Raw genomic sequence first — 16101 nt, 5'->3', positions numbered from 1 at the left:
AGCACTTTCCGCTCTGTTCATACTATCTTTGAGATCGTAGGCCTGGAGGGATCGTCCATGGATGCAATTAGCACGAGTATAGAAGTGAATGAAGACTACCTCAGCGAACAGTTCAAGGATTGCTCCGATATTGTCATACGCTCCTTTACGTTAACGGATGAAAGCCAACTTCTACTCGTGTATTTGGACGGGATGACTCGCCTACAAAGCGTAGAAGATAACATTCTGAAACCATTAATCTTCAGCGGCTTGCCGCAAGGTATTGATCGTATCCAATCTCTTACTGAGATGTTCAGACGTGAATGGTTGCCACTAACTGATATCAAGACCGACAAATCCATGGAGCATTTGGTTAACCATATCCTGCACGGCAGCTTAGCTATATTGATCGACGGGGATGCTTCTGCGCTCATTGCTCAAGTCCAAGGATATGAGACAAGAGGTATTCAAGAGCCAATGAAAGAAGCGACATTGCGTGGCTCCAAGGAAGGCTTCGTGGAACATATCCGCACGAATACGACGTTAATTAGACGCAGGATCATTCACCCGCTTCTGAAAATGGAATCTTTTACAATTGGCAAATACACACAAACGGATGTCATTCTTACTTATATGAAGGGGCTTGCAGATGAAAAAGTTTTAACAGAAGTAAGAGAAAAGCTCGGTAAAATCGAAATGGACGGCATCATTGATTCCGCATATATCGAAGAATGGCTGGAGAATAGTTCCTTCTCCATCTTCTCGCAAATCCAGAATACCGAGAGGCCTGATATCGTAGCTGCAAGTTTAATAGAGGGAAAGGTCGCTCTGCTCACGAACGGAACCCCCTTTGCTCTTATTCTGCCTGTTACCCTCTGGTCAGGTCTTCAATCCGCAGACGACTATTTCGAGCGGTTTATATTTGTCATCATAACTCGGCTGATCCGATACATTATGACGTTCATTTCATTCGCATTACCTGCTATCTACGTCGCACTGTCCACCTTCCATCCCGAAATGGTTCCGAGTTACCTTATGATTGGTATAGCAACAGCAAGGGAAAACACGCCATTCCCCACCGTTATTGAGGTATTCCTTATGATGTTTATTTTTGATGGATTACAAGAGGCTGGTGTTCATCTCCCTAATCAACTCGGGCCTGTCGTCAGCATTATCGGTGCCTTGGTCATCGGGCAAGCCGCTGTCGAAGCCGGTATCATCTCCACGCCGATCATCATCGTCATTTCGTTAACAGGCGTAGCAGCATATACAATACCCAGATACAGCGCCACGCTCCCTTTTCGATTAATCCGGTATCTAATGCTGTTCATCTCTGGGTTCTTAGGGTTTGTTGGCTTTGCTTTCGGCATTATTTTCTTGTTGATCCATTTAGTATCCCTGGAATCCTTTGGAACACCGTACTTAAGCCCAGTAGCCCCATTCGATGGAAAACGGATTAGAGATCTGCTTATTCGATATCCCTTCTGGATCAAGAACGGTCGCAACAAGAAAGGACGTTCAACATGATCCGTGTTGTCTTCCAAACATGCATGTTATTATTTCTCCTTATGCTTTTGACCAGCTGCACAGATTTTGTAGAACCGAACCAACTAGCTTTCGTTATGGGGACCGCGATTGATCATGCGGAGAACGGGAATATGGAAGTTAGCTATCAGATCGCAATCCCCTCTAAGATGAATACATATAAAAGCGGATCCAGTGATTCCGATAGCTTTATCGTCATCTCGGCCATAGGAAAAGATGTTTTTGAAGCCACTCAAAAAGTACAGAGGGAGATGTCCCGTCGATTGATGACGAGCCATCGCATACTAATTGCGATCAGCGAGGAATTTTTTAACAAGAATGACGTTAGCCAATTATTCGATAAACTGGGGAGAGATCCTGCGAACAATCAACGAGATGTCACCATCATGATCAAAGGAAACAATGCCAAGGAGTTCCTGATGATTAAGCATCCTATGGAAAATATCTCGAGTATCGCTGCCGGCAAAGAATTGCACATTAACGGATTGAAGAGTTTCTCTACTAGGCAATTTATTATTGATAGCGTAACACAGGAAACCTGCTCTCTTGTACCGATTCTCCAAATCAAGAATGTGAAGGTGAACACCCAAAAGGCGGGTCCGATAGCTTTATTATCCGGATACGCTGTTATAAACAAAAAACTGAAAGTCGATGGCGCACTGGACAATTCCGAAGGCGAAGATGTCGCTTGGTTGTCTGGGAAAGGTAGCTCAATAGGTGTGACTATTCCATGGAAGGACGGCAATGGCGTCCTATCGTTTCGACTAACTCATCTTGGGCGTCATATTCAATCTGTCCGTAGTCATGATCCGCGTCAGGTTGTCATAACGGTCAAGGCACAAGCCTATCTTCTTGAAAACACAACCTCCCTAGATATGTCCGAAGTAGCTAACATGTCAGAGGTCAAGAAGTACCTCAATGAACAAATCCAGTCAAGATTACAACTTGCATTAGGGAAAGTTCAGCAATGGGGACCTGATGTTTTTGGTATCGGTGCCTATCTTCATCGCAAATATCCTTACTGGTGGAAGGCGCAAAGGAACGATTGGGATGAAAATTTCAAGAAAGTCGAAGTCCATGTCCAAGCGAATATACAACTCAGATCCGTCGGAGTGATTGGTGCTCAATTAGAATAAGAAAGGTAAGGGGTGACAACGAGGGGTATGAAAGTAAGCGGCTATCAAATGTTTTGGTTAGTTAGTATTTCTTCCATCATCGTGGTTTCCTACCTCCCCATCCAATTAGCCGCGGAGCAGTCACGTCAGGACTGTTGGATTTCTATTCTACTCGGCGGCATCATCATGATGGCGACCACGTGGATGATGCTCCGCGTTTGCATGCAGAACAAGGATAAAACGTTGGTCAATTTCATGAAAGACCTATTTGGTACTTTGCTTGGGAAAATTATCATCACCGTGTATTTCCTACTATGGTTTATGCAAATGTCTACAATCTTGAGAGGTATGGCCGAATTTGTTAATTTAGTACTCGTCCATAACACACCGATGATCACCATCGTCATGTGTATGTTATTTCTACTTGCCTTTGCGATTTATAAAGGTGGGATTACGACAATCAGCCGCTGTGCCGAAATGATTGGGCCCTTCTTCGTAGGCATGTTATTCGTGCAGCTATTCTTGAATCCTCAGGATATGGAGGTAAATCGGATTCTGCCCATTTATGCAGATTCAGGTTGGGCTCCTATTCTGGAGGGCACGTTTCGTTCTTACAGTTATATGATGGATCCTTCGATCATTCTCATGCTGTTCTTTTTCGCCGAGAATAAGCGCACCGCTACAAGAGCAATCCTATGGGGCACAGCGGTAGCGATGGTATGGGGTGTTCTGACCACGCTGGTTCTGCTCTTTGTGACTGGACCCAACGTGGCTGCTAAATTAATTGCTCCTGTCTATTCACTAACTAAATTCATATCCATTCTTAATTTTGTTCAAAATATCGATGCTTTTTTTATCCCACTTTGGCTGCTTGGTGCTTTCATTAAATTAGCCGTATGCTTATTTATCCTAAGCTATGGTTTATCGGAGTGGACAGGAATTAAGAACTGGAAGCTTATTTCGTACGTCATGGCTTTCATCTTGTTGATATACGTCATCTATAGCACACACCATCTTCGGCTTTCGTTTACACTTAAGAACATGTTTCTGATTAGCTTCTTTTATCCTGCCGTCTACCTTGTTATTCCCTTAATTTTATGGGCAATTGGCAGTATTCGACTTCGCCGTAAAACCTCAAACAGCTAAATGTTGTAGTTTGTCTGGATTCACAATAATGTAAATACGTTGAATGCTCATGGTTTGGTCATCCCATTCAAAACAAATGACACCCGTTGGGATATCATCTTGCGATAACAGCACCCCAGGGCGCTCATTGACCTGGACAAGCTGAGCTTTCGAAACGGGGAAACGACTGTCAGAGAGCGCACGCAACAACTTGAGCACACGTTCTTTCCAATATATAGGACGGATAGCTGCCGACACTTTCCCTCCACCATCTGCAATCAGGATGACATCTTCTGTTAACATATCCACCAAGGATTGAATGTTACCATTCGAAATTGCCGCAATGAATCGTGTCACTAGTTCCTTTTCCTCAACTAGACGGGCGGATGGATTCCCCTGCTTTTCTGAAGACAGATCTACCTTCTTCTTGACACGACTGAATATTTTCCGGCAATTCACTTCCGTTTTATTAAACATTTCACTAATTTCATTATGTTCATACGCAAAAACTTCGCGAAGAATAAACACAGCTCTCTCCAATGGAGTCAGCTTATCCATCAGAATAAGAAAAGCATAAGAAATCGTATCATGGCGCTCTGCGCTTTCCAACGGACTATCCTCGTTCATCCGCACCATTGGTTCTGGCAGCCAATTTCCTACATAGCTAATTCTTTTTTTCCGCGCTGACTTTAATTCATTCAAACATCGGTTGACCATCATTTTACTTAAGTATGACTTGGTATTATGAATATTCTCATTGATATGACCATGGATGCTTAGGAATAAGTCTTGAACCATATCTTCTGCATCCGATCTAGAACCAAGCATCCGGTACGCAATGGAAAACAAATGAGGCTTATAGGTTGTATACAAATCCTCCATACTCGTTGTGGGTTGATCCATTGTAAAACTTTGCATAATAACCCTCCTTCATTCCTAAAGAGATACTTCAGCCGTTCTGACACAAACGTGCGTCTTTGATAAGACAACTGGCGATATCCATCTGTGACATAAAACTTGAAAATAAAAAAACAGCCATCATTGGCTGCCTTTCTTTATTTCATGTATATCACAATTTTAGCGAGGCAACTCCACAGATACCTCACGACGGGCCGCCGCAGAGCGCAGTACGCCATCAATAATCGCTTGTTGGATAAGAATCTGCTCACCAGGTATTGGCGCTGGTCGACCATCTCGAATCGCTTCGGCAAAATCGTGTACTTTCTGATCGAACAGATTCAATTTATGCTCGACAAGTGGAACTGGCGTCGCTGTATGTCCACCGAATTCATCATGGAATAGCGTGATAGAACCTACGGAGCCATCCCATACCCCTGACCAAGGCCCAGTACCGGACGGCGTCACTTTAAGACCCGCATCCGTACCGAGAAACATCGTTGCTCCAAGGGTATCCATGTGCATGGCCCACGATATTTTGAATTGCAGCACAAGATCATTCTCGAAACGCACCATCGCAACCCCGAAATCTTCGACTTCGAATTTACTCGCTTCCGGATGATATAAGGAGTTCGTGCCGAAATGGTTAGACGTAAATGCGGACACCGTTAGCGGACGAGGATATCCAAGCGTATTAAGCGCCATGTCTAATGAGTAACAACCAATATCCGCCATCGCACCTGCTCCGGCGAGTTGTTTACTGATGAATGTACCGCCCGGCATACCCCGGCGACGCCCGCCTCCCGTCTCTACGTAATAGACATTGCCAAGGCGTCCTGACTGCACAATCGTTTGCAAGAGCTTCATATTCGGATCATAACGAGGCTGGAAACCTAGTGTTAGCATCTTCCCGCTCTCTTTGGCCGCCTGTGTCATATCGATACCTTCTTGAAGTGTTACCGACATCGGTTTCTCAAGTAACACATTCTTTCCTGAGCGTAAAGAATCCACAGTCGTTACGTGATGGGAAACGTTCGGCGTACAAATGCTAACCCCATCCAAATCTAATTGCAATAAACCTGTATGGCTATCAAATAAAGCGGCTTCCGTTAATCCTTCCTTCTGTGCGAATGCTGACGCCTTGCCGGGGATGACATCGGCCACACCTACAATCTCCACATAATCAAGCTTTTTATACGCGGATATATGGGACTTGGCAATGCCCCCAGTTCCGATTATCCCAATACGCAGCTTCTTGCTCATCGTCGTCAATCCTTCTCTCTATGAAAGTGTATGAAGTCCGAACTTCCGCTTCATTTCAATATAGATTGACAATAGCATATAGAAGGACGATTTTTTAGTTCATATTGATGCCATCGGAAGTGTAAGATTGCGACATTCGCCAAATCACCGCTCTATCGACTCGCTGATCCCCTTTACGATACCAAGAGCCGAAGCCGCTCGAGGCCATCCTGCATAGAAGGCCATATGTGTAATAGCTTCTACTAATTCTTCTATGCTTAGGCCATTCTCTATAGCCAACCCTAAGTGATACGGTAGTTGTTCTGTCATACCTCCCGCTGCCAGCACCGCAATGGTGACTAAGCTTCGATCCCGAAGAGAAAGTTGCTCCCTTCGCCACAAATCTCCGAAAAGCACATCATCCGAGTATGCAACGAATGCTGGCGCGATTTCACCGTAAGCTTCCCTTGCGGTAGACGCTATTTTCCGATGAGTCATAGGTCACTACCGATCTGGAGCATCTGTGCTTCTCCATTACCGAATGACCAATCCTCGAATTCGTTATCCACTAATACCACAAACACATCTTCTTTCCGCATCGGAAGCTCATTGGATAAACGTTCAGCTAGCGCTCGATAAAAACCTTTCTTCTGCGAAGTCGTTCTCCCTGATTTTAGTGTTATTTGAATGAATAGCAGTCCATCGCTTCTTTCGACACCTAGATAGTTAGAACTGTAATAAAACTCACCTTCCTTATGAGAATGAAATACTTGAAATACATCGTCTTCCGGTACATTGAAGTACTCCACCAACGCCTTCCCAATTGTTCGACTGATCTTTCCTAACTTGTTTCGATCATATTGGTTCTCGTAGTAGCCGACTCTTATGAATGGCATACCATGCATCACTCCCTTGTTGAGATAGCTACATTGTACTCCGTGAATCTCAATCTATATAATGGAATAAAATAATGATCTTAATCACATTTATCGATGGAGGTTTGAGGGATTTGGATTTAAAAGAATTAATCACTTTCCAAACGATTCTTAAAGAGGGGACCTTCTCTCGTGCAGCGGAAAAATTGAATTATGCGCAATCTACGATATCGAACCAAATGCAACGACTAGAAAAGGAAATTGGCATACAACTTTTCAACAGAGGATGGGACGTAGAACTGACAAGCGCAGGGGAACGATTCGCGTCGGAGATTGATAAACTCATTCAACATTGGAACGATGTAGCCAATTTAACCAAAGCTTTGCAGCAGGATGAGATCGGCAACTTGTACATAGGCGGAATCGAATCTGCCATGCAGACGTTACTCCCAAGCATTATGCGGCTATTTCACGAACAGAAGCCACGAATCTCCTGTCAATTCACGATGGGAAATACCGACACTTTGGCACAGGCGATTATAAAAAAAGAGCTCGATTTCGCAATTTGCGGAGAACCATCCGATTCATCGCCTTTCTTTTTCGAGCCTCTTTATCAAGAGAAAGTTGCTATTGTCGTTGATCGAAGTCATCCACTTCTGGAACGAAATCAAGTACCATTCCGTGAGCTTCTACAATACCCCATTATCTCAGGGGGACCCACCTGTCTCTATTTTTCTCAAATAACAAAACGACTATCTCATTACGAAGTAACGCTTCCCAATCTTCATACCATAAACCAAATTTCAGCCATCCCTCATTTTGCTAAAGGAACCCTGGCAGTGGGTCTCGTTCTGGATTCGACTCCTTTGATCCCGGAATTGGTGAGAATGGATGTTGTATGGGATGAACCAGTTATCCCCATCGGAATCTTGATGCTTCGTAGACAGCACACGCCCCCTTTCTCGCATAAGCAATTGTTCGTACAACTTTTGAAAAAGGGAATAACCGGCTCTTGAGCGTCCTTCTATACAGCCTCTCCAGTTAATATGCGCGCGGCCTCTTCAAGTATTGTCTTATCTCGCAAAAGCATAAATTTGGCTGAGTAATCGGTACAATTTAGCACCGACTCCTGCATCACTGCCAAAGCTTGGTGGAGTGTCATCCATTGAACGACCATCCCTAGCTGAATTTCGTTGTCAGTAAGCATCGTATCGCGGAAGCTAGCGTGTGCTTTTGCTATGTAGCAGTAGGAGAATTGCAAAAACTTGTTTCTGTTTTTATGCTCTTCGATATACCCCAATTCATGAAGAATTTCTGCATCGTAACCCGTCTCTTCTTGGATTTCACGTAGAAAAGCATCCTTTGAATTTTCTCCTTTATCTACCCCACCGCCAGGCAGCTTGTACAGATTCGTTTTGGACATATACATCATGGCAACTTGTAACTGGCTATCTACTAAAACGCCTCTTGATCCGTGTCGAGAGATGGTATCTAGTAATTCGAGTGGACTTCCTAGGATATCGTTATCTGTGATTTTTCTGATCAATTGCACAAAATCATCCCCCATTTATGTCTTCATTCGACTTCATTATAGGGCATTGATTGCGTTATGCGTGTGTGAAAGTGCAAAAGTGCAACCTTTTTCTCCCATTGACCTCTCTCGATCGCAAATGCGTGCGAAAGTACAACAAAGGAGCTAAGCGCAAACACGCTTCAGCTCCTTTACATTTCTTCCCTATAGATACCCGTGCAGCTCAGCCTTCAGCCTCACCGTCACTTCTGGATGATCATCCGCCACGTTTCGGTTCTCCCAAGGATCGCTGGACAGATGATACAGACGATCCGGTTGGTTCCGTTCCACGATCAGCTTCCACTCCCCATCCGAAGCGAGCCGCCAAGAACTCGGATGCTGCGGCCCTTCGTCCAAGCCTGCAATCTGCACCTTGCGTAATGGTAACGACGCTTCGGCTTCCCCCTGCAGAATGCGTTTGAGCGAAAGGGAATCCTCCGCTTCGGGCATTGCTAAACCAGCAAAGTCGAGGATCGTACGGGTCACATCCTGCAACTCAGCCAGTTCCTCGCTGTACGTCCCCTTTTGGATCCCTGGACCGCTAATCACCAATGGAATATGCACCGACCCGCGTTCAGGCTTACATTTCCCGAATTTATCAAAGTCGCCCAACATATCCCCATGATCCGAGGAATAGATGATTACCGTATTGTCTAACTCGCCGCGCTGCCTGACGGTATCGAGCAATAATCCAATGTTACGGTCGATATTGGCCAGCATCGCTGCGTAATTTTGCCGGATCGGGTTCCACTCCTCTTGAGGCAGTGAACAACGATTAGGTTCGGCGAAATCAACATGCTCCCATTCCGCTTTCATCCGAGACGTAATGTCAAATGGCTCATGTGGGCACACAAAGTTGACCTGCAGCAACCATGGCTGCCCCTGCGGGAATGATTCCAGCATCTGAACTCCGCCCCGCGTCAACCAATTGTCGCAATATGCTTCATCAGGAAGCGCGGTTGCCTCCGTTCGCCTGCCGCGATCCTTCATATCGGCTAGATGGATAGCGGCTAAACCTTCGCGATACAGATACGCCATGTACGGGTCTTGGGGCGAATTTTCACCTGAAATGATTGCGTCGATTTTGCCCGCGTTATCAATGGCATCCGTAAAGCCTAGATCGCCGAGTTCATCGATCCAGCCATCCAGTCCCCACCAATGCGTCGCTTTGTGGAGATCGAATTTGCCGACGCCGCCGACGCGGTAACCATTCTCTTTTAATACGGAATAAAAGGTTTTCCGGGAAATATCATAATTCTCATGATTGCCGGTCACTTCTGGCTTATTATATCGCAACCCCGATGCTAGGCAAGCTCGCGCTGGCGCGCAAAGCGGTGAAGAAGTGACCGCCTTCGTAAAGGTGACACCCTCTTTCATCAGCGATTCAATGTAGGGCATGCTCAGCGGCAATTCATCCATTCCGAGCGCAGCTAAAGTTGCAGCATCATAAGGCATCCAATCCCCGCGGTGCGTATCTGGAAATAGAAATAAAAAGTTGGGACGCGTCATCCTATTCTGGACTCCTCTCGCTGACTAGCTTCATCGGATCCTTCACCGCTACTTGCCATGCTAGCAGTTCTTCCTCAAGCCGCTGCAAGTGCTCTTTCTTAGCAGAATCTTTAGCTAAATTACTCAATTCCCATGGGTCAGCTTGCAAATCGAACAGCTGGGTCCGGTTAGAACCGACCTCTTCACAGCGAAAATAGTGAATGAGCTTCCAGCGGCCGTCGCTGACCATGCGTTGCACATTTTTGTAAGCGCCAAATACACTCTTCCTTACCGCACCCTCATTGCCTTCAAGCAGCGGCACCAAACTCCTGCCTTCAACCTGGGGTCTACTCGCGTTCCCCGTTAACTCACACAAGGTCGGATATATATCCATTTGGCAACCAAGTCCGCGAACCTCCACACCTTCCGGCAAACCCGGCCCCCGCATAATGAGCGGGATATGAAGGCTGTGTTCGTATAAATTTTGCTTACCAAGGAGTCCATGCTGCCCAAGTGCAATCCCATGATCCGCGGTATACACGATAATCGTATGTTCATCTTGATCGCTGTCTTGTAAAGCCTGTACAATACGTCCAATCTGCTCATCCATATGCGTGATCATACTATAATACTCAGCAAGGTGCTGGCGTATCTCGTCCGGCTTGCGTGGGAAGGATGCCAAACATTCATCCCGCACAGACAGCTCTCCATTATCAAAAGGATGCTCCGTCATGAAATTGTCAGGAAGCGGTATCCCCTCCAGCGGATATTGATCAAGATGGGACTGTGGAGGTGTCCGTGGGTCGTGCGGTGCCGTAAAAGCCACATACAAGAAGAACGGCTCTTCACCGTGATGTTGTTGTATAAAGTCAACAGCGCTATCCGCAAAAAGTTCCGTAGAAAACTTCTCACTAGGCTTGGCGTCATCCGCATAGAAAATTCCTGAGGGGTCATAGTCATGCACCGGTAGTCCGATATGATTGCCCATACCCCCAAAGAAAATGTTGGCACCGCCTGCAAAGCTTCTAGCATAGCTTGCTCTGCCATTATGCCATTTGCCGATGCCGTAGGTCTTATACCCGTCTCCCCGATATACCTCAGGCAAGGTTGGTAAAACGGGGTTCAGCTCCCACAGTTGCTGATTTTCCGTCTGCCCGAGCGTCACTTCCTTCTCGGATACAGTCGCTTTGAAGATATTCGTCCCAGTCAGCAGTGAGGCTCGACTTGGCACACAGAGCGCCGCTGTTTGACCACCCATTGTATACATGGATGAAAATCGAACTCCTTTTGCCGCCAAATCATCCAGAACAGGTGTTCGAACCACCTCATTACCATAAGCACCAATCCCATCGAATCGATGATCATCCGCGATCAGAAATACAATATTCGGCTTCTTACCAGTTTTCTCTTCTCTCATGAGTACCTCCAGAATCCGGCATTTATTTGATGGCGCCGCTCGTTAAGCCCCGCTGCATATACTTCTGACCGAAGATATAGAGAATGACAACGGGAATCGTAATCAGGACAAGCGCTGCAAACACTTTGTGATAATCTGAGGTATATTCCTTAATGAAAAATTTAGGCGCCATCGTCACCGTCAGCATCGTTTCCTTGCTGATGAAAACAAGCGGCAGCACATATTGATTCCACGAGTTGAGAAAAGCGAGAATACCAATGGTTGACAGCACCGGAATGGACAGCGGGAGCATCACATGTATGAATCTTCCCCATACGCTAGAGCCATCAATTTCAGCTGCTTCCATAAGCTCGCTCGGCACCTCGTCGAAACTATTCCTGGCCAGCAGCAGCGAGAATGGAATACACATCGCCACTTCTGGACCGATTAAGGACATATACGTATTCATCCAGTGAAACGACTTCACCGTTTGAAACAAGGGAACGAGCATCGCGACAGGTGGGATCATGAGTCCGATCAAACAAATCGCAAATACTGAGGAATCCCCGGGAAATCTCAGCTTACTGAAACCGAAGGCCGCTAATGCAACTACAATGAGTAGGAGCACAACGACCGAAACAGAGACAATAAAACTGTTAATTAGAAAATGCGGAAACAAGTCCAGACTGAGTACGGCTTGATAGTTCTCCCATCCAGCGCCTTCGAATGAATACAGGACAAGATCAATCAGGGGAATGACCCAAACAGCAGCCAATAGGAAGAGCAGGAGATTCATCGTGATCTTCTCCGAAACTTGCATGCGTCCGAACAATGTCATTACCTCCTAATCCTGTTATAAACGCGCAGCTGGAATGCCGTGTAGCCGAAAGCAATTAAAAGCAGAATAACTGACACCGCTCCGCTGTATCCCACTTTGTATTTGAGCAGTGACTCCCGAAAAAGAAACGTCGAGATGAGCTCTGTTTCTCCTCCAGGACCGCCTTCTGTCATGATCCAGATTAAGTCGAACACCTTAAGTGCATGAATAATTCCTAAAATCAGCAAGGTAATATGCGTCCCGCTAAGCATAGGGAAAATAATATACCGGAACTGCTTCGACACGCCGGCCCCGTCCATCTTGGATGCATCGAATATTTCCTGATCAATATTAAGGAGACTTGTGTAATAAATCAGCATGTAAAACCCGCTATTGGCGAAGACATAAACGACAGCAATAGCATTTAGAGCGGTAGCAGGCTCGGATAGCCAGGAATGTGCCAAGCTTTCCAAACCAACGTACCGCAAAACGGAGTTCAATAAACCGAAATTCGGTTCATAAATACCGGCAAACGTAGTTCCTACTGTAACGACCGCAATGATGTGAGGAAGAAAGAAAATCGATTTGAACAGACTGCTAGCGGCCCATACGCCGTTTAACAAGGTAGCCAGCAAGAGTCCAAACGCCATTGAAAGGGGAATGGTCATCACTAGGAAGATCACTGTATTGCCCAAAGCTTGATAGAAATTCGGGTCCTGCAATAAATTTACGTAGTTGCCGAATCCGATAAACAATTTACTTCCAATACCCGACCATTCGAAAAAACTAATATACACATTATAAAAAATACCGAAAAACGTGAATACCGAGACGAAAATTAGTAAAGGCAGCGCAAAAAATAATCCGGTAAAGCGTCCTCGCTTCTTCTTTTTAGATCGGACTGTTTCAACATTCGTCTGTGAGTAAACGAGCTCCACAATGTTCCTCCTCTCCATGCCTCACGGAGGAGGGAACCTCATCTTCCAAGGAAAGAGGTTCCCCCGTGAATGATTGCCATTTTAATGAAACCAACTATCGTACGGATGTGTCTGTCGGTTAGCGTTTCACGGCATCAGATGCCTTCTGCACCTCGGCCATTGCCTGCTCTGGCGTTGCGGATCCAGTAGCCACCTTTTGTAAATTAGCAAACAGCGCTTGTTCAATAGAAGCATTATCCAAGAAACGAATTCCTCCAACATTATTCGTCAGCGCGTTCAGAATGACATCAACCGACTGCTTCTCAATGTCCGTTTTCAGATTCGCTTTATCCATCGACAGCCCCTCTTTCACGGGAAGGAACTGCAGCGCTTTGCTCAAGATCGTCTGGTATTCGCCAGTAGCCATGAACTCAACGAATCTCCAAGCTGCTTCTTTATGCTTCGAATCTTTGCTAATACCTAGCGGTACATCGCCGTTGATAAGGACACTCGTTTTACCGCCGGCAATCGTCGGCATTGGCACTAGACCGAAAGTACGGTCGCCGATTTTCAGCCCATCTTTGTTCGCCACATCCGTCATGATCCAAGCGCCAACAAGAATCATCGGCAGTTGTCTCTTCTGTTCGTACATATCGCGCAAATCGGGATCGAACTTCGTCGTCAGGTTGCCATCTTGGAAGAGTTTATCCGTGTAAAATTGTTTAAACGCATTCGTTGCTTGGATGAACACAGGATCAGTAAACTTCGCTTTGCCCGCGTCAGCTTCGTATAATTTCCCTGGTGCGATTTGGTTCACTAGTGTATAAAAGACATCCGTAACCGTCGTGCTTTTCCCTCCGGCGAAGCCTAGACGAGGTACAATGCCAGGCAATTTGGCATCCTCGAACTTCTTCACGACCTGCTTCAACTCGTCGTACGTTTTAGGCGGCTCAGCGCCTACTTTCTTGAACAAATCAACATCGTAAGAAAGAAACGGTGTTACCGCAACGCCAGTCGGTATTGTTTTATAATCGTTCTTCTTGGACGATTCCATCGGCGTTGTTTTGAACAACTTCTGCCAATCCTTCCCGAGTGATTTCTCAGCAAGCGGCGCTAATGGCTCTAGAATCGGTGTATAGTTTTTGATCATCGGCCCGTTGGAGAAAGCCATCACATCCGGAACTTCTCCCCCTTGGATCGCGACTTGAATTTTCTTGTCGTAATCCGCAGATGGCGTGCGTACATAATTTACTTTGATTTTGGGATATTTCTCGTTAAAAGCTTTAATTAATGGTTGCCAAACGTTATCTTCTGGCGACCAAGACCAGAACGAAATTTCGCCTGTAATCTCTTCAGACTTCTGCGTGGCAGCTGCCTTCACATCCCCTGACGGTGCTGGCGTCGTACTTGCCGTTTGCGAGGAGCAAGCAGACAACACCATTAGGACAGTTAAACCAATGAGTAGATAATTCATGAATTTCATTCTTTTCATACAACAAAACACTCCCTTTTCAACTTATTTAGTATAAACGTAATACCAAGTAATTAACTAGGATTAGGTGTTTTTAATGTAATACCAACAGCGTGATCTGTCAATAATTAGTTTTTCTTTAGGTATAAAGAAGTAGTATTCAAGCTTATTACCTGTGAAAAACACCTCTCACACCATTAATTAAGCGCTTACATAAACGTATATTTAGTATATACGTTATACTAAATAATAGCACGAGAAATTTGTGCAATATCGGAATGTTTTTGACATAAAAACTTATTTTGTATATTATTCTTACTAATTACCACCAACGTAACTAAGTAAGGTTGTGAAGCGATGCCATCCCTTGGACCCATTGGCAATTTTGATTTAGTAAAGAAAATAAACATGGAACATGCTCTCTCAACGATTCTACAGTACCGCCCCTTGTCTCGTGCCAAAATTGCATCGCTCACAGGTCTCAACAAAATGACCGTTTCTAGTTGTGTGGATCTGTTCGTGCAGAAAGGCTTTGTCGTGGAGTTGGGAACGACTGGAACGTCAAGAGGACGCCCGCCTACGCTGGTCGACCTAAATGAGAAAGCGGGCATTTGCGTCGGGGTCGATATTGAAATTAACCATTTCACCGTCCTTATTACCGATTTATTAGGAAAAAGGCTAGATAGCAAGGTATTTCCGCTGCAAAGCAAAGATCCCTTCTTTTTCGTCGAAAAGATCTCAATTGTATTGAGAGACATCGTGAGAGACCATGGTACACGCCAATTAGGCATAGTCGGAGTCGGTATCGTCATCCCAGGCTATTACAACATCCGAACGGATGTCGTCGATTTCAGCGCCAATCTGCAGGAGTGGAACGACTTCCCTTTGCGGGCCGAGCTATCCAAGAGAGTCCCGGATACAGCTTTCTACATCAATCCCGCTCCTTATGCTGGGGCTATGGGAGAAGTGCATTTCGGCGGAGCCAAATCTGCCCATCATTTGGTTTATGTGACTAGCTCGTGGGGGTTATCAGCCGGGGTATACAGCAAGGGAGAATTATTCACTGGATCGACGGGTACTGCGGGGCGTTTAGGGCATTCCACCATCCATATGAACGGCAAAAAATGCACCTGCGGAAGCAGGGGCTGCTGGGAAATGTACGCCTCCATCAAGGCGTTGTATGAGCTGCTTGACACTACGCCTCAGGCGCTGTCTTTTGCCGAAATCGTGGAGGGCATCAAGCGCGGAGATTCCAGAATGACCAGTGCTGTGCACGAGCTTGGCCACTACCAAGGCATCGGTCTCGCTAATGTAGTCAACGCCTACAATCCGAAAGTCATCTGCATCGGAGGACTGCTGGCGCTGCTTGGTCCAACGCTGATCAACTCCATTTGGAACACGTTGCGCGAAATGATCCCCGAGCGCTTCCTCCTGAACCTAGAGATCTACTGTTCGGATCTAGGCGAGCTTGGCATTGCTCACGGTGGCGTCTCCATGGTATTACGGCATCTGTCCGGAATGATTATTGAGCATTCGTTGCTGGAGCAACCGAAAGTGTAGGGAGTCTTTTGAGTTTATATAGCATGTTTACTATCCATAGATAAGCCACAATAACAGGATCAATATCTATCTAGTTATTGTGGCTTATTCTTTACTCTCCATGC

15 protein-coding genes are annotated in these 16101 nt (G+C 45.7%); 5 read left to right on the top strand and 10 right to left on the bottom strand.

Annotated elements, in window-relative coordinates:
- Window positions 1-57: 57 nt before the first annotated feature.
- Genes HQN88_RS25410 through HQN88_RS25400 form a run of 3 tightly spaced genes read left to right on the top strand, consistent with a single transcriptional unit; the run spans window position 58 to window position 3785 of the window.
- Entirely contained in the window at window positions 58-1506 is a 1449-nt protein-coding gene (locus HQN88_RS25410) for a spore germination protein (RefSeq protein WP_173117785.1), read from the top strand.
- Entirely contained in the window at window positions 1503-2660 is a 1158-nt protein-coding gene (locus HQN88_RS25405; RefSeq protein ID WP_173117783.1) for a Ger(x)C family spore germination protein, read from the top strand. The genes HQN88_RS25410 and HQN88_RS25405 overlap by 4 nt, the downstream gene beginning before the upstream one ends.
- Window positions 2661-2687: 27 nt before the next feature.
- Window positions 2688-3785, top strand: a complete 1098-nt coding sequence (locus HQN88_RS25400) for a GerAB/ArcD/ProY family transporter (protein WP_173117781.1) — start codon at window positions 2688-2690, stop codon at window positions 3783-3785.
- Here the strand turns inward: HQN88_RS25400 and HQN88_RS25395 are convergent.
- The 4 genes from HQN88_RS25395 to HQN88_RS25380 form a co-directional block, all read right to left on the bottom strand.
- Window positions 3774-4682, bottom strand: coding sequence for an RNA polymerase sigma-70 factor (locus HQN88_RS25395; protein WP_173117779.1), 909 nt, complete (start codon window positions 4680-4682; stop codon window positions 3774-3776). The genes HQN88_RS25400 and HQN88_RS25395 overlap by 12 nt on opposite strands.
- Window positions 4683-4841: 159 nt before the next feature.
- A complete protein-coding gene (locus HQN88_RS25390) occupies window positions 4842-5924 on the bottom strand; it encodes a Gfo/Idh/MocA family protein (RefSeq protein WP_173117777.1) in 1083 nt (360 codons plus the stop codon).
- 144 nt (window positions 5925-6068) lie between these two features.
- Entirely contained in the window at window positions 6069-6401 is a 333-nt protein-coding gene (locus HQN88_RS25385) for a carboxymuconolactone decarboxylase family protein (protein WP_173117775.1), read from the bottom strand.
- Complete coding sequence (locus HQN88_RS25380; protein ID WP_173117773.1) at window positions 6398-6799, bottom strand: tautomerase family protein; 402 nt, start codon at window positions 6797-6799, stop codon at window positions 6398-6400. Before HQN88_RS25380 ends, HQN88_RS25385 begins: the two co-directional genes overlap by 4 nt.
- 113 nt (window positions 6800-6912) lie before the next feature.
- On the opposite strand from HQN88_RS25380, the gene HQN88_RS25375 reads away from it, so the two are divergent.
- Window positions 6913-7794: a LysR family transcriptional regulator gene (locus tag HQN88_RS25375; RefSeq protein ID WP_173117771.1), complete on the top strand. Its 882-nt coding sequence runs from the start codon at window positions 6913-6915 to the stop codon at window positions 7792-7794.
- 8 nt (window positions 7795-7802) lie between these two features.
- On the opposite strand, the gene HQN88_RS25370 is transcribed toward HQN88_RS25375, so the two are convergent.
- The 6 genes from HQN88_RS25370 to HQN88_RS25345 form a co-directional block, all read right to left on the bottom strand.
- Window positions 7803-8330: an NUDIX hydrolase gene (locus tag HQN88_RS25370; RefSeq protein ID WP_173117769.1), complete on the bottom strand. Its 528-nt coding sequence runs from the start codon at window positions 8328-8330 to the stop codon at window positions 7803-7805.
- 183 nt (window positions 8331-8513) lie between these two features.
- Window positions 8514-9857 carry a sulfatase family protein gene (locus HQN88_RS25365; RefSeq protein ID WP_173117767.1) on the bottom strand — a complete coding sequence of 448 codons (1344 nt, stop codon included), beginning with the start codon at window positions 9855-9857 and terminating at the stop codon, window positions 8514-8516.
- A 1-nt stretch (window position 9858) separates the two neighbouring features.
- A complete protein-coding gene (locus tag HQN88_RS25360; RefSeq protein ID WP_173117765.1) occupies window positions 9859-11253 on the bottom strand; it encodes a sulfatase family protein in 1395 nt (464 codons plus the stop codon).
- Window positions 11254-11275: 22 nt separating this feature from the next.
- On the bottom strand, window positions 11276-12064 hold the full coding sequence (locus HQN88_RS25355; RefSeq protein WP_173117763.1) for a carbohydrate ABC transporter permease: 789 nt from the start codon (window positions 12062-12064) through the stop codon (window positions 11276-11278).
- Window positions 12065-12069: 5 nt separating this feature from the next.
- Window positions 12070-12987, bottom strand: a complete 918-nt coding sequence (locus tag HQN88_RS25350) for a carbohydrate ABC transporter permease (protein WP_173117761.1) — start codon at window positions 12985-12987, stop codon at window positions 12070-12072.
- Between the two features lie 118 nt (window positions 12988-13105).
- Window positions 13106-14458 (bottom strand): ABC transporter substrate-binding protein, encoded by a 1353-nt coding sequence (locus tag HQN88_RS25345; protein WP_173117759.1) that lies wholly within the window; start codon window positions 14456-14458, stop codon window positions 13106-13108.
- A 336-nt stretch (window positions 14459-14794) separates the two neighbouring features.
- Between HQN88_RS25345 and HQN88_RS25340 the strand changes: the two genes are divergently transcribed.
- On the top strand, window positions 14795-15997 hold the full coding sequence (locus HQN88_RS25340; protein ID WP_173117757.1) for an ROK family protein: 1203 nt from the start codon (window positions 14795-14797) through the stop codon (window positions 15995-15997).
- Window positions 15998-16101 lie beyond the last annotated feature (104 nt).

It is taken from the genome of Paenibacillus qinlingensis (assembly GCF_013204845.1).
Classification (GTDB): Bacteria; Bacillota; Bacilli; order Paenibacillales; family NBRC-103111; genus Paenibacillus_E; species Paenibacillus_E qinlingensis.
Note: the sequence above shows the minus strand (reverse complement) of the source record. Positions and strands in the feature narration are given on the sequence as shown.

Excerpts from the sequence above, each read along its gene's own strand:
- HQN88_RS25400 (WP_173117781.1), top strand. The coding sequence starts at position 2,688 with ATGAAAGTAAGCGGCTATCAAATGTTTTGGTTAGTTAGTATTTCTTCC.
- HQN88_RS25405 (WP_173117783.1), top strand. The coding sequence starts at position 1,503 with ATGATCCGTGTTGTCTTCCAAACATGCATGTTATTATTTCTCCTTATG.
- HQN88_RS25345 (WP_173117759.1), bottom strand. The coding sequence starts at position 14,458 with ATGAAAAGAATGAAATTCATGAATTATCTACTCATTGGTTTAACTGTC.
- HQN88_RS25340 (WP_173117757.1), top strand. The coding sequence starts at position 14,795 with ATGCCATCCCTTGGACCCATTGGCAATTTTGATTTAGTAAAGAAAATA.
- HQN88_RS25410 (WP_173117785.1), top strand. The coding sequence starts at position 58 with ATGGATGCAATTAGCACGAGTATAGAAGTGAATGAAGACTACCTCAGC.
- HQN88_RS25390 (WP_173117777.1), bottom strand. The coding sequence starts at position 5,924 with ATGAGCAAGAAGCTGCGTATTGGGATAATCGGAACTGGGGGCATTGCC.
- HQN88_RS25360 (WP_173117765.1), bottom strand. The coding sequence starts at position 11,253 with ATGAGAGAAGAGAAAACTGGTAAGAAGCCGAATATTGTATTTCTGATC.
- HQN88_RS25365 (WP_173117767.1), bottom strand. The coding sequence starts at position 9,857 with ATGACGCGTCCCAACTTTTTATTTCTATTTCCAGATACGCACCGCGGG.
- HQN88_RS25395 (WP_173117779.1), bottom strand. The coding sequence starts at position 4,682 with ATGCAAAGTTTTACAATGGATCAACCCACAACGAGTATGGAGGATTTG.
- HQN88_RS25385 (WP_173117775.1), bottom strand. The coding sequence starts at position 6,401 with ATGACTCATCGGAAAATAGCGTCTACCGCAAGGGAAGCTTACGGTGAA.
- HQN88_RS25380 (WP_173117773.1), bottom strand. The coding sequence starts at position 6,799 with ATGCCATTCATAAGAGTCGGCTACTACGAGAACCAATATGATCGAAAC.